At 65.7% G+C, this 13170-nt stretch carries 10 protein-coding genes; 6 read left to right on the forward strand and 4 right to left on the reverse strand.

Annotation, left to right across the window (positions count from 1 at the left end; all coding sequences use genetic code 11):
- The first annotated feature begins 10 nt into the window (after positions 1-10).
- Together gndA and ACH82I_RS15945 are read left to right on the forward strand one after the other, a co-directional pair.
- Positions 11-1567: an NADP-dependent phosphogluconate dehydrogenase gene (gene gndA, locus ACH82I_RS15940; protein WP_413334024.1), complete on the forward strand. Its 1557-nt coding sequence runs from the start codon at positions 11-13 to the stop codon at positions 1565-1567.
- An 89-nt stretch (positions 1568-1656) separates the two neighbouring features.
- Positions 1657-2799 carry an alanine--glyoxylate aminotransferase family protein gene (locus ACH82I_RS15945; RefSeq protein ID WP_413334026.1) on the forward strand — a complete coding sequence of 381 codons (1143 nt, stop codon included), beginning with the start codon at positions 1657-1659 and terminating at the stop codon, positions 2797-2799.
- 114 nt (positions 2800-2913) lie between these two features.
- Here ACH82I_RS15945 and ACH82I_RS15950 read toward each other — a convergent pair whose 3' ends face one another.
- The 4 genes from ACH82I_RS15950 to ACH82I_RS15965 all read right to left on the reverse strand — a co-directional run bounded on the left by ACH82I_RS15950 (position 2914) and on the right by ACH82I_RS15965 (position 7517).
- A complete protein-coding gene (locus tag ACH82I_RS15950) occupies positions 2914-3963 on the reverse strand; it encodes a homocysteine S-methyltransferase family protein (protein WP_413334028.1) in 1050 nt (349 codons plus the stop codon).
- 111 nt (positions 3964-4074) lie between these two features.
- A complete protein-coding gene (locus ACH82I_RS15955) occupies positions 4075-5133 on the reverse strand; it encodes an acyltransferase family protein (protein WP_413334030.1) in 1059 nt (352 codons plus the stop codon).
- A 165-nt stretch (positions 5134-5298) separates the two neighbouring features.
- Positions 5299-5643, reverse strand: coding sequence for a TraR/DksA family transcriptional regulator (locus tag ACH82I_RS15960; protein ID WP_413334032.1), 345 nt, complete (start codon positions 5641-5643; stop codon positions 5299-5301).
- The gene (locus tag ACH82I_RS15965; RefSeq protein WP_413334034.1) at positions 5643-7517 is read right to left on the reverse strand and encodes an ABC-F family ATP-binding cassette domain-containing protein; all 1875 of its coding nucleotides are present in this window, start codon (positions 7515-7517) and stop codon (positions 5643-5645) included. The genes ACH82I_RS15960 and ACH82I_RS15965 overlap by 1 nt, the downstream gene beginning before the upstream one ends.
- 331 nt (positions 7518-7848) lie before the next feature.
- Between ACH82I_RS15965 and ACH82I_RS15970 the strand changes: the two genes are divergently transcribed.
- The 4 genes from ACH82I_RS15970 (at position 7849) to ACH82I_RS15985 (ending at position 13139) form a co-directional block, all read left to right on the forward strand.
- A complete protein-coding gene (locus ACH82I_RS15970; protein ID WP_230744845.1) occupies positions 7849-8916 on the forward strand; it encodes a BMP family lipoprotein in 1068 nt (355 codons plus the stop codon).
- A gap of 74 nt (positions 8917-8990) precedes the next feature.
- Positions 8991-10625, forward strand: a complete 1635-nt coding sequence (locus ACH82I_RS15975) for an ABC transporter ATP-binding protein (RefSeq protein ID WP_413334036.1) — start codon at positions 8991-8993, stop codon at positions 10623-10625.
- Positions 10622-11854, forward strand: coding sequence for an ABC transporter permease (locus ACH82I_RS15980; protein WP_413334038.1), 1233 nt, complete (start codon positions 10622-10624; stop codon positions 11852-11854). The genes ACH82I_RS15975 and ACH82I_RS15980 overlap by 4 nt, the downstream gene beginning before the upstream one ends.
- A 1-nt stretch (position 11855) precedes the next feature.
- The gene (locus ACH82I_RS15985; RefSeq protein WP_413334040.1) at positions 11856-13139 is read left to right on the forward strand and encodes an ABC transporter permease; all 1284 of its coding nucleotides are present in this window, start codon (positions 11856-11858) and stop codon (positions 13137-13139) included.
- The last annotated feature ends 31 nt before the right edge of the window (positions 13140-13170 follow it).

A 13170-nucleotide genomic window follows, 5' to 3' on the forward strand; every position in this document is an offset into this window, starting at 1 on the left:
GGGAATGCTGATGAAGGCCGATGTCGCGGTGATCGGAACCGGCGTGATGGGGTCGAATCTGGCCCGCAACCTCGCTCGTCAGACCGGGCACAGGGTGGCGATCTACGACCGAGACCTCTCCCGTGCGCAGACGGTTGCAGCGGACTTCCCCGAGGCAGAGTTCATTGTCGCCTCGAGTCCGGCCGACCTTGCCGAGAAGCTCACCGGCCCGCGCGTGGCCATCCTCATGGTCAATGCCGGACGAGCGACAGATTCGGCGATCGCCGACCTCACGGAGGTGTTCGCCCCTGGTGACATCATCGTCGACGGCGGCAATTCGCATTTCCGGGACACCATCGCACGCGGTCGGCAGCTGGAGGACACCGGCATCGAGTTCGCTGGTGTCGGCATCTCCGGGGGAGAGGTCGGTGCACTGCTCGGCCCCTCGCTCATGGTCGGCGGATCGAGCGCAGCGTGGGACCGTCTGCGTCCGCTTCTCGAACCCATTGCGGCCAGAGCAGGAGACGGCTCGGACGCCGGCTCCGGGTCGGTGGCGGATTCCGGCTCGCCCGCCGATACCGGATCGTCCGCCGACTCCGGTTCGGCCTGCGTCGCTCATATCGGCGCCGACGGGGCCGGCCACTTCGTCAAGATGGTTCACAACGGCATCGAATATGCCGATATGCAGCTCATCGCCGAAACGTTCACCCTCCTGCGTGACGGTCTCGGCATGGTCCCGGCCGAGATCGCCGAGGTCTTCGAACGGTGGAACGACAGCGAGCTCGGGTCCTACCTCATCGAGATCACTGCCGATGTGCTGGCCCATGTCGACGCCGCCACGGGCAGTCCGTTCGTCGACATCGTCGCCGATGCGGCGCAGGCCAAGGGCACCGGTGCCTGGACGGCGCAGACGGGACTCGACCTCGGGGTGCCCGTGCCCACCATCGCCGAGGCGGTCTTCTCCCGATCTCTGTCATCCGCGGCGGAGCTGCGGGTCGAGGGCAGACGGCTCGATGGGCCGCTCTCCCACGCGGGCGCCGTCCCCGGCTTCGATGTCGGCGACACCGCTGACGTGACGGCTGTTCCCGACGGTGACGAGCGCGCGGCGCTCGTCGACGAGATCGGACGGGGTCTGCTGTTGGGCAAGGTGATGGCCTATGTGCAGGGATTCCACGAGATCTCCGCCGGTGCAGGCGAGTACGGGTGGGAGATCGACCTCGGCGAGCTCGCCTCCATCTGGCAGGCCGGATGCATCATCCGGGCGCGCCTGCTCGACCGGATCGTCGACGCCTACAGCGCCGAGACCGCGACTGGGACCCTGCTCGCGGACGGCTATGTCCGCGACGTCGCCGGGCGATGTCAGGATGCTCTGCGCTCCACCGTGATCCGTGCGATCAGCCGCGGCATCGCGGTGCCCGGCCTTGCCTCGACCCTGGCCTACTACGACGGGCTGCGCACCGAAGCCGGCAGTGCGGCGCTCATCCAGGCGCAGCGGGACCGCTTCGGCTCCCACACGTATGCACGCATCGATCGTGCAGGCACATTCCACACCCGGTGGTCCGGTGACCGGGGCGAGACCGAGATCTGATTCTCCACTCACGCTGAAGGCACCGCGCTGCCGGTCTCACAGCACGACGCCGGTGGCCGGAGTGCCGGATGAGTGGCTATGTTAGGACCATGACTTTGCCACACGAAGATGTTGACCCAGACGGCCTGCTCGAATACTCAGTGGTCTTCACCGACCGCTCGCTCAACCACATGTCGAAGCGGTTCGTGTCCGTGATGCAGGACATCAACCGGATCCTGCGCTCGGCCTACGACGCCGAGTCGGCGGCCATCCTCCCAGGCGGCGGCAGCTACGCGATGGAATCGGTGGCCCGCCAGCTCGCCACCGGCAAGAAGGCGCTCATCGTGCGCAACGGTCTGTTCTCCTTCCGCTGGTCGCAGATCCTCGACGCCGGAGCCATCGCCTCCGAGACGACCGTGCTCAAGGCCTCGGCGGACAGTCCCGAGCACCAGTCGGCATGGTCACCGGCACCCGTCGCCGAGGTGGTCGCCGCCATCGAGCGCGAGAAGCCCGATGTCGTGTTCGCTCCCCACGTCGAGACCGCCTCGGGGATGCTGCTGCCCGATGACTACGTCCGGGCCGTGTCCGAGGCCGCGCATTCGGTCGGTGGCCTGTTCGTCCTCGACTGCATCGCCTCGGGTGCGATGTGGGCCTCGATGGCCGACCTCGGCGTCGATGTGCTCATCTCCGCCCCGCAGAAGGGCTGGAGCGGATCGCCGTGCGCCGGCTACGTCATGCTCAGTTCGGCCGGTCGGGCCGCGGTCGAGGCCTCGACGTCGACGAGCTTCGCGATGGATCTGAAGAAGTGGCTGTCGATCGCCGATGACTACGAGGAGGGTCGGACCCCGTATCACGCGACGATGCCGACCGATGCGCTCACGCACAATGTCGAACTCATGCGCGAGACCGAGGAGCGCGGCTTCGACAAGCTCGAATCGGCTCAGCGTGAGCTCGGTGAGCGGGTGCGTCGGGTCTTCGCCGATCGCGGTCTGCCTTCGGTGGCTTCGGACGAGTTCGCCTCACCGAGCGTGGTCGTCGTCCACACCGACAACCCGAAGCTGGCCACCGGCGCCGACTTCAAGGAGGCCGGCGTGCAGATCGCCGCCGGCGTGCCGCTGCAGTGCGATGAACCCGAGGACTTCTCGTCCTTCCGCATCGGCCTGTTCGGGCTCGACAAGCTCGGCGACATCGACGGCACGGTCGCCCGCCTCGAGGCAGCACTCGACTCGATCGGTGTGACGGCCGAAGCCTGACGCAGCGCGACGGCCTTTCGTGCATACGTCCTACACAAAATGACACAACCACCCGAAGCAACGGGTGGTTGTGTCATTCTCGGTGCATATTGCGAAGTGACGCAGGGCCGCACCTCAGGCGGTAGGCCCGAGGGCGACCACGTTCTCCGCAAGGCGCTCGTTGTCGCCGTACATGAAGTGGTTGCGCATGTTCTCCGAGAAGCGGCTCGCCTCGGTGGTCAGCCCGACCGCCTCGGCGACCTCACGGATGTGCATCGGGGTCGCCCCGCAGCACACGCCGATGTAGTTGACGCCCAGCTCATAGGCCTCCTTCGCGAAGGCACCGATCTCATACCGATTGGTCTGCAGCGGATCCAACGCGGTGGGGAAGGTGCGACCGTGCGGTGAAGCCACCTCGGCGGTCGGATCCGAGAGGTTGAAGAACGTCGGTTCCTTCTCCGTGGTCCGGTAGGGAATCGGCAGGGCACCGACGTGACAGGACACGGCCTCGCGGATCTGGCGCAGCCACGGCAGCATCGTCGCCGGCCCGCGGAAGCAGTTGAGGCCGACGACGTCGACACCGAGCTGTTCGAGGCGCTGCGCGGTTTCGACGATGCCGATCCCGTCGGCCATCTCCTGGAAGGCCATGGGCGCGAGCGTGAGCACGACGGGCAAACCGCTGGCCTTGGCGATCTCCGCGGCGGCGATGGCCTCCTCGGCGAAGTAGAAGGTCTCACCGATGATGAGATCGGCGCCTTCGTCGACGGCCCAGCCGACCATCTCGATGAACATGGCGCGGACCTCGTTCTGCTTCTCGACGTTGTCGGGATCCCAGATGTTCGAGTTCGAGATGTTGCCGGCCATGAAGTTCCCGGACTTGGCGTCCGCAACGCTGCGGGCGATCTGCAGGGCCGAGCGGTTGAGCGGCTCGAGCAGGTCCTCCTTGCCGATGACCCGCATCTTCTCGCGGTGGCCGTTGTAGGTGAAGGCCTCGACGATGTCGGAGCCGGCGCGCTGGAAGTCGACGTGCAGGGACCGCAGGGCGTCCGGGAACTCGAGCGCCACCTCGGGCACGAATTCACCGGCGGACAGGTAGCCGCGCTTCTCGAGCTCGAACAGGAAGCCTTCGGCGCAGATCACGGGGCCGGCATCGAGCCGGGCGGTGAGTGGATTGGTCTCGGTCATGGGTGCTCTCCGTAGTGATGTGTGAGGAGGGGCAGGTGTCGCTCGGGTGGAGACCCGAACCTCGATATGAAAGCACGACGAGCTGTGTTGCGTGCGTCACAATGACATATTTCAATTCGCCGAGGTGGCCGGAGCCTTCCGTTCCACGGCAGCGGCGGAGTGTCGGCCCGGTGTGGAGCGCAGTCGGGCGAAGGGCCGGAGGAGGAGGCCGGACACCGTCGTGGCGTACCAGCGCAGGGCTCGATCGAAGGGCTCCCACGACAGTATCCAGGTGACCAGCACGGCGATGCCCAGGCAGATGCCGAAGACGGCGATGGGCCCGATGACCTCGAGGCTGTCGTCGAGTGCCGGCTGGAGGCCGCGGACGACGAATCCGTGGAGGACGTAGACGGAGAGACTGTGGCGGCCGATCGTGGCGAGCACATTCTGCTTCTCGCCCACCCACGCGAGCAGCGTCAGCGTCATCAGCAGGGCTCCGATGTCGAGGATCAGTCGGATGCCCACGCCTTCGGGGATGCCGACGTGGAAGTGGGCGAAGTTGAGGCTGCCGAAGAGCCAGTCGTTGTCGACATCGTCGAGGTAGAAGGCGGTGATGGCGGCGAGGGCGGCCGCGCTGAGCCCGAGCTTCTGCCAGATCGCGAGGTTGCCTGCCCAGTCGAGGATCTGCTTTCCGTAGAGTTTGCCGATGACGAAGAAGGGCCAGAACACCATCGTCCGAGCGGCCGAGAGCTCCGTGTCGAGGATCGGCAGGACGCCGCCGAAGAGGCCGACGGTCACCGAGGTGACCAGGACGGCCCGCGGGAATCGTTCGATGAACGGCACGGTGACCATCCACCACGCCATCGACAGCAGGAACCAGGAGTACCAGAACGGAGTGAGCAGGCTGTAGTCGGGATCGAGGCCGAACATCGACATCCACGCCCACATCAGAGGCAGCACCGCGGCGAGGAGGACGAGGAAGTTCAGGATCCTCTCGGGCAGTCGGTTCGACTTCGCCGTGATGCCGGCGAGGAAGACGAAGGCCGGCATGTGGAAGGAGTAGATGAGGTACATCGGTGCGCTGAGCGCATCGTCGCCCCACGGCGAGGTCCTCGCCAGCAGATGGCCGAGGACGACGGTGAAGATGAGGATGCCTTTGGCGCGGTCAAGGCGATAGTCACGAGTGGGCACCCGGACACGATAGCTGAATCACCGCGCGAATGATAAAGATTTGATAACGCTTTGAGGTGCGGTTCAGATGGCTGTCAGGTTCTCGAACCCCAGAGATCGCCGATGAGGACTGCCGCAGCTGCCGTCGTCGCTCAGCTTGCGTCGTCGCTTGGCTTGCGCCGTCGCTCAGCTTGCGCAGGCCACGCAGGTCGCGGCATAGGGGCGGGCTTCGAGGCGAACCTCGGGGATGGGTTCGCCGCAGACGACACAGAGGCCGAAGGTGCCCTCGTCGAGACGCTCGAGCGCCGCGGCAATCTCGGTCAGTCGCTGCCGGGACTCGCGCAGCAGGGTCTCGGACTGGGAGCGTTCGAAGGCCAGCGTCGAGCCTTCCGGGTCATGTTCGTCGTCGCTATTGTCACCCTCGCGGGCGGCGGCGAGGTCCTCGATGCTCGAGGACAGCGAGGCTATGAGGCTCTGGGTGTCGCGGTCCTCCGCATCCAGGAGTTCGCGCATCCGCTCCGCGTCGACCATCAGGCTTCCAGCGCTTCGTTGGCTTCGAGCCACCGCTCCTCAAGTTCGTCCATCTCATCCCGGAGCGTCCGCAGGGAGGCCGTGAGTTCGGCGAGTCCTTCGAAGTCGGTCTGATCGTGCTCGGCCATCTCCTCATGGGCGCGGGAGATTCGCTGGTTGAGCTTGTCCATGCGGCGCTCGATCGAGGAGACCTCCTTCTTCGCCGCGCGCGCTTCGGCGCCGGAGAGTCTGGTCCCGCCAGCCTGCCCGGAGCCAGCCTGCCCGGTGCCGTCCTGTCCGGAGGCAGTCCCAGCGTCCGTACCGGAGGCCCCGGATGCGGCACCACTCGCCGAGGTGGTCCCACCGGAGCCGCTCGTGCCCGAGGCCCGGGCCGCCTCTGCCCGCAGCTTGAGGTACTCATCGACTCCGCCGGGCACGTGGCGCAGGCCGTGGTCGAGGATCGCGTACTGCTGATCCGTCACGCGTTCGAGCAGATAGCGGTCGTGGGAGACGACGATGAGGGTGCCCGGCCAGGAATCGAGCAGATCCTCCATGGCCGCGAGCATGTCCGAGTCGACGTCGTTGGTCGGCTCGTCGAGGATGATGACATTGGGTTCGGATATGAGCAGAAGCAGCAGCTGCAGCCGGCGCTTCTGGCCGCCCGAGAGATCGCCCACCCGAGCCGAGAGGTGCTCTTTGGCGAAGCCGAGCCTCTCGAGCAGCTGGGCGGGAGTGTAGTCCTTGCCCTCGATCGTGAAGCTCGTCTTCGAGTCGGCCAGGACTTCGCGGACCTTGCGTCCACGCAGTCCCGTCAGGTCCTTGAACTGCTGATCGAGAACGCCGATCTGCACGGTCTTGCCGCGCTTGACGCGTCCCTCATCGGCCTCGACCTCGCCGGCGATGAGCCCGAGCAGGGTCGACTTGCCCGCCCCGTTCGGCCCGAGGATCCCCGTGCGCTCGCCGGGGCCGATCCGCCAGGTGACATCGTGGAGGATCGCGCGACCGTCATAGCTCTTGGACACATCGAGCAGATCGACGACGTCCTTGCCCAGTCGGGCGGTCGCCATCTTCTTCAGCTCGATGGGGTTGCGCACCTCGGGAACGTCGGCGATGAGCTGGTTGGCGGCCTCGATGCGGAACTTCGGCTTCGAGGTCCGGGCCGGAGCACCTCGGCGCAGCCAGGCCAGCTCCTTGCGCATGAGATTCTGACGCTTCTGCTCGGTCGCTGCCGCGATCCGATCGCGTTCGACGCGCTGGAGGACGTAGGCCGCGTATCCGCCCTCGAAGGGTTCGACGATCCGGTCGTGGACCTCCCAGGTCTTCGTGCACACTTCGTCGAGGAACCACCGGTCGTGGGTGACGAGCAGCAGTGCCCCGGAGTTCTTCGGCCACCGGTTCTTCACATGCACCGCCAACCAGGCGATGCCGTCGACGTCGAGGTGGTTCGTCGGCTCATCAAGGATGAGCAGGTCCCAGTCGCCGATCAGCAGGGCGGCCAGGGCCACCCGGCGTCGCTGTCCGCCGGAGAGGCTGGAGACCGGGGCATCCCAGTCGAGATCGGCGATGAGTCCGGCAATGATGTCGCGTGCCTTGGGATCGGCCGCCCATTCGTAGTCGGCCATGTCACCGACGACGGAGAAGCCGACGCTCGCCTCGGGGTCGAGGTCGTCGCTCTGGCCGAGCATGCCCAGCCGCAGACCGCCACGGTAGGTCACCCTCCCGGCATCGGGATCGATGGTGCCGGCGAGCATGCCCAGCAGGCTCGACTTGCCGTCGCCGTTGCGCCCGACGATGCCGATCATGTCCCCGGTGTCGACGCCGATGGTCACGGAGTCGAAGACGACGCGGGTGGGATATGCGAGGTGCAGGGCTTCGGCCCCGAGAAGATGTGCCATAACGCCCTCTAGCCTAGAGCACGAGCGTGCCGCGGCGGTCATCGTTCGCACCCGCAGTCGTCATCGTTCGCACCCGCGCCGAGGTGGTCGCCACCGTCGATCATCGCGCGGGATCGCGCGGTCGCCTCGGCAGGTGTCCATGACAGATTATTGCGGTTTCATATCGGTGTTCCGGATTCGGGTGCTAGGCGCGCGTGACGCGTGCTCGGAGTGCATTAGACTGTCGGGAAACTCACCAAAATATGACAGTTCACCCAGTGGTTTCACAAACTCGGCAGAGGCAGACGTGGCCTCCACCGGTGCCATTGCCAGCAATGAGAGAAGAGTCAACGTGAAGAAGCTCGCATCCGCGGTGTCGATGATCGCCGCATCCGCCCTTGTTCTTTCGGCCTGCGGTTCAGGCGGCGGCGGAGACTCCGCTGAGGACTACCTGGCCTGCATGGTCTCGGACTCCGGCGGCTGGGACGACCAGTCGTTCAACCAGTCCGGCAAGGAAGGCCTGGAGAACGCGAAGAAGAACCTCGGCATCGAGGAGAAGGACGCGGAATCGCAGGGCGATGCGGACTTCAAGCCGAACGTCGACAACATGGTTCAGGCCGGCTGCAACCTCACCTTCGGCGTCGGCTTCCTCCTCGAGGACACGATCCAGGAAGCCGCCGAGGCGAACACCGACCTCAACTTCGCGCTCATCGACTCGACTTTCTCCGACGCCGACGGCAATCCGGTGACCGTCGACAACGCCAAGCCCGTCGTGTTCAACACCGCCGAGGCCGCGTACCTCGCCGGCTATGTCGCAGCGGCCTCCTCCGAATCGGGCAAGGTCGGCACCTTCGGCGGCATCCAGATTCCCTCGGTGACGATCTTCATGGACGGCTTCGCCGACGGCGTGAAGAAGTTCAACGAAGACAACAAGAAGGACGTCAAACTCCTCGGCTGGGACAAGGACAAGCAGGACGGATCCTTCTCCGGCGACTTCGAGAACCAGGGCCAGGGGCAGGAGCTGACCAAGCAGCTCATCTCCCAGGGTGCCGACGTCATCATGCCCGTCGCCGGCCCGGTCGGCCTCGGTGCCGCCGCGGCTGCGAAGGAAGCCGATGACGTCAAGCTCGTGTGGGTCGACTCCGACGGCTATGAGTCAACGGAATACGGAGACATCATCCTCACCTCGGTGGTCAAGGAGATCGCGAACGCGGTTGAGGACACCATCAAGGAGGGTATGGACGACAACTTCACCGCCGAGCCCTACGTCGGCACCCTCGAGAACGAAGGCGTCGGACTGGCTCCGTACCACGACTTCGAGGACGAGGTTCCCGAAGACGTGAAGAAGAAGGTCGAGGATCTCAAGCAGCAGATCATCGACGGCAGCCTGACCGTGGAATCCGAGAGCACGCCGAAATAAGCGGATAGGTTAAACTGCAGGGCCGAGACGATTCGGCCCTGCAGTTTTCGAATTTGTGAGGAGTACCGGGAGCAGTGAAACTCGAGCTTCGCGGGATGACCAAGGTGTTCGGATCGTTCGTGGCCAACGACCACATCGATCTCACCGTCGAACCGGGCGAGATCCACGCCCTGTTGGGTGAGAACGGCGCCGGCAAGTCCACCATGATGAACGTCCTCTACGGACTCTACGACGCCGACGGGGGAGAGATCCTCATCGACGACGAGCCGGTGAAGTTCTCCGGACCCGGTGATGCGGTGGCCGCGGGCATCGGCATGGTCCACCAGCACTTCATGCTCGTGCCCGTCTTCACCGTCGCCGAATCCGTGGCGCTGGGCTACGAGCCGACGAAGAACCTCGGACTCATCGACCTCGCCGAGGCGCGGAAGAAGGTCACCGAGATCTCCTCCCGATTCAACTTCAACATCGACCCCGATGCCCTCATCGAGGACCTGCCCGTCGGTGCCCAGCAGCGCGTGGAGATCATCAAGGCGCTCTCCCGCGACGCCAAGATCCTCATTCTCGACGAACCCACCGCCGTGCTCACCCCGCAGGAGACCGATGAGCTGATCTCGATCATGCGCCAACTCAAGGAGCAGGGCACCTCGATCGTCTTCATCACCCACAAACTCCGCGAGGTCCGTGCGATCGCGGACTCGATCACGGTCATCCGCCGCGGCAAGATCGTCGGCGAGGCCTCCCCGGATTCCACCGAGGCGGAGCTGGCCAGTCAGATGGTCGGCCGTGCCGTGTCGCTGACGACCGAGAAGGACGATGCCGATCCCGGTGACGCGACCTTCCAGGTCAGGAACCTCACCGTGGTCGACAAAGCCGAGAACATCGTCGTCGACGACGTGTCGTTCGATGTGCGCCGCGGTGAGATCCTCGCCATCGCCGGTGTGCAGGGCAACGGGCAGACCGAATTGGCCGAGACCATCATCGGACTGACCGAACCGCGCCTGGGCACTATCAGCCTGGACGGGAAGAACCTCGTCGGAGAATCCGTCAAGGACCGCCTCGGCGCGGGAATCGGCTTCGTCCCCGAGGATCGGTCGACCGACGGCATCATCGCCGAGTTCGCGATCCGCGAGAACATGATCCTCGACGTCTACGACCGTGCACCCTACGCCAAGGGACTCAACCTCAAGTCCTCGGTCATCACCGAGGAGGCGAAGAAGAAGGTCGAGGAATTCGACATCCGCCTCGGCAGCGTCGTCGACCCGATCGCCACGCTCTCCGGCGGCAACCAGCAGAAGGTCGTGCTCTCCCGCGAGCTCGGCCGGCAGCTGCGCCTCTTCATCGCCAGCCAACCGACCCGCGGACTCGACGTGGGCTCGATCGAATTCGTGCACAAGCGCGTCATCGCCGAGCGTGACTCCGGCACCCCGTGCATCATCGTCTCGACCGAACTCGACGAGGTCTACGGCCTCGCCGACCGGATCGCGGTGATGTATTCGGGACGCATCGTCGGCATCGTCGGTGCCGACACCTCGCGTGAGGCGCTGGGCCTGATGATGGCAGGAGTTCCGGCCGAAGAGGCACTCGCCGCCACCGCGAGCGAGGCCCCGGCCGCAGCGACCGACGCTGTCGAGCCGACCACCACCTCGGCGAACCACGCCGCCGGTGCGAATGAGAACTCAGCCACCACCTCGGCGGAGGAGACCAAATGACGACCGATATCTCCCCGGCGGCCCCATCGCCGGCACCACCACCGACCGCCGAGGCGGAGCCCGGCAAGGAACAGAACCTGCTCCAGGAGATCCTGTCCGGATCCTGGCTGGTGTCCGTACTCGCGATCATCGTCGCCCTCCTGCTCGGCGGCGTCCTCATCGCCGTATCGAACGCCGAAGTCGTCGAGGCGGCGAAGAACCTCTTCGCAGCCCCAGGCTCCTTCTTCTCCACCCTCTTCACCACCATCGGTGAGGCCTACTCCGCACTCTTCCGCGGCGCGATCTTCGACTGGGACGCCCGCACCGCCGAGCGCTCGATCCGGCCCCTGACGGAGTCGATGGTCAACGGCACACCGCTCATCCTCGCCGGCCTCGGCATCGCCCTGGCCTTCCGTTCGGGACTGTTCAACATCGGCGGTCAGGGCCAGGTCATCCTCGGCGCGACGATCGCCGGATTCCTCGGCTACGCGCTGCCGCTGCCTCCCTTCGTCCACATGCTCGTGGCTGCGCTCGGCGGCATCATCGGCGGCGCGATCTGGGCGGGAATCGCCGGTGTGCTCAAGGCTCGGACCGGTGCCAACGAGGTGATCGTGACGATCATGCTCAACTCGATCGCCGGCTACCTGCTCGGCTACCTGCTCAAGCAGAGCTGGTTCACGCACACCGCCTCGGCGAATCCGCAATCGCGGACCGTCGACGACTCCGCGCAGATGTTCCTGCTCCTGCCCGCGCCCTTCCGCCTCCACTTCGGGTTCATCATCGCGATCCTCGCCACGATCTTCGTGTGGTGGCTGCTGGAGCGCTCGACTGTCGGCTTCGAGTTCAAGGCCGTCGGTGCAAACCCGCACGCGGCACGCACCGCCGGCATCTCGGTGTCCAAGGTGACCATCCTCGTAATGGTCGTCGCCGGAGCACTCGCCGGACTCGGCGGAGCCGCCCAGGTGCTCGGCACCGAATACAAACTCACCGGTGGGATCAGCGGGTCCATCGGCTTCGATGCGATCACCGTGGCCCTGCTGGGGCGGTCGAAGCCTCTGGGCACCTTCCTCGCCGGTCTGCTCTTCGGCGCCTTCAAGGCCGGCGGCTACCTCATGCAGTCGCAGACCGGCACGCCGATCGACATCGTCCTCGTCGTCCAGTCCGTCATCGTGCTGCTTATCGCGGCCCCGCCCCTGGTGAGGTCGATCTTCCGGTTGCCCACGCCGGTGCTCAAGCGGAAGGAGGCCTGAGATGACCGCTCAGACCGTTGAAGCAACACCTGCTGCGCAGGCGAAGTCGCTGACCCCGATCGCGTGGAAGTTCCCGATCGTCTATACGATACTAGGCCTCGTCTCCCTCATCTTCTTCGGCATCATCGGCCGCGAGGGGGAGACGACCTTCCGGATCGCGACCAGCGGCGACTTCTTCGCCATCCCCGAGATCGTCGTGCCCGCCCAGGCCGCCGGCCTCGTGCTCTCGATCATCCTCGTCGCCATGGCGGCGTTCTCGATCTACCTGGCGGTCAATCGCCGGAGCATCGGCTCGTGGTTCCCGATGCTCTTCGGCATCGTCTTCGTCGTCTCCTTCCTCGCCTGGGCCGGCGGCGGGAGCGGCGGCGTGATCCCGCTGACGACGCTGCTCGCCGGTGCCCTGGCGCTGTCCGTGCCGCTGATCTTCGGTGCCATGTGCGGGCTCGTCGGCGAACGCTCGGGCATCATCAACATCGCCATCGAAGGCCAGCTGCTCGCCGGGGCCTTCCTCGCCGCGGTGGTCGCCTCGGTGGTCAAGAATCCCTATGCGGGACTTCTCGCCGCCCCGATCGCCGGTGCCCTCGTGGCCGTGGTGCTCACCTTCTTCGCGGTGAAGTACTGGGTCAACCAGATCATCATCGGCGTCGTCCTCAACGTCCTCGTCGTCGGCCTCACGAGCTTCCTCTACTCGACGGTGCTGACCGAGAACCCCGAGCTGTGGAACGCCCGTCAGAAGCTGCCGAATCTGCCGATTCCGCTGCTCTCAGACATCCCCATCCTCGGCCGGGTGCTCTTCGACCAGAACATTCTCGTCTACATCATGTACGTCGTCGTCATCGCCCTGCAGATCTTCGTCTTCCGGTCGAAGTGGGGACTGCGGATGCGGGCCGTCGGCGAACACCCGAAGGCCGCGGACACCGTGGGCATCAAGGTCAACTTCACCCGCGTGCGCAACACGCTCATGGCCGGAGCCATCGCCGGACTCGGCGGTGCGTTCTTCACCGTCGGATCGGGGCTGGCCTTCGGCAAGGAGATGTCGGCCGGGCAGGGCTATATCGCCCTAGCCGCGATGATCCTCGGCAAGTGGAACCCGAAGGGCGCGCTGCTCGCGGCACTGCTGTTCGGGTTCTCCAAGAGCCTCGGCAACACGCTCCAGTCCATCGGCACCCCGGTGGCCAACGAGCTGCTGCTGATGCTGCCCTACATCGTGACGGTCTTCGCCGTCGCCGGGTTCGTCGGACGTGTCCGTCCGCCCGCGGCCGAAGGCGTCCCCTACGTCAAATAGTTCACGAACACAGAGAGGTACCCTCGTGACT

Origin of the sequence: Brevibacterium sp. GP-SGM9 (assembly GCF_047300845.1) — a bacterium.
Lineage (GTDB): Bacteria > Actinomycetota > Actinomycetes > Actinomycetales > Brevibacteriaceae > Brevibacterium.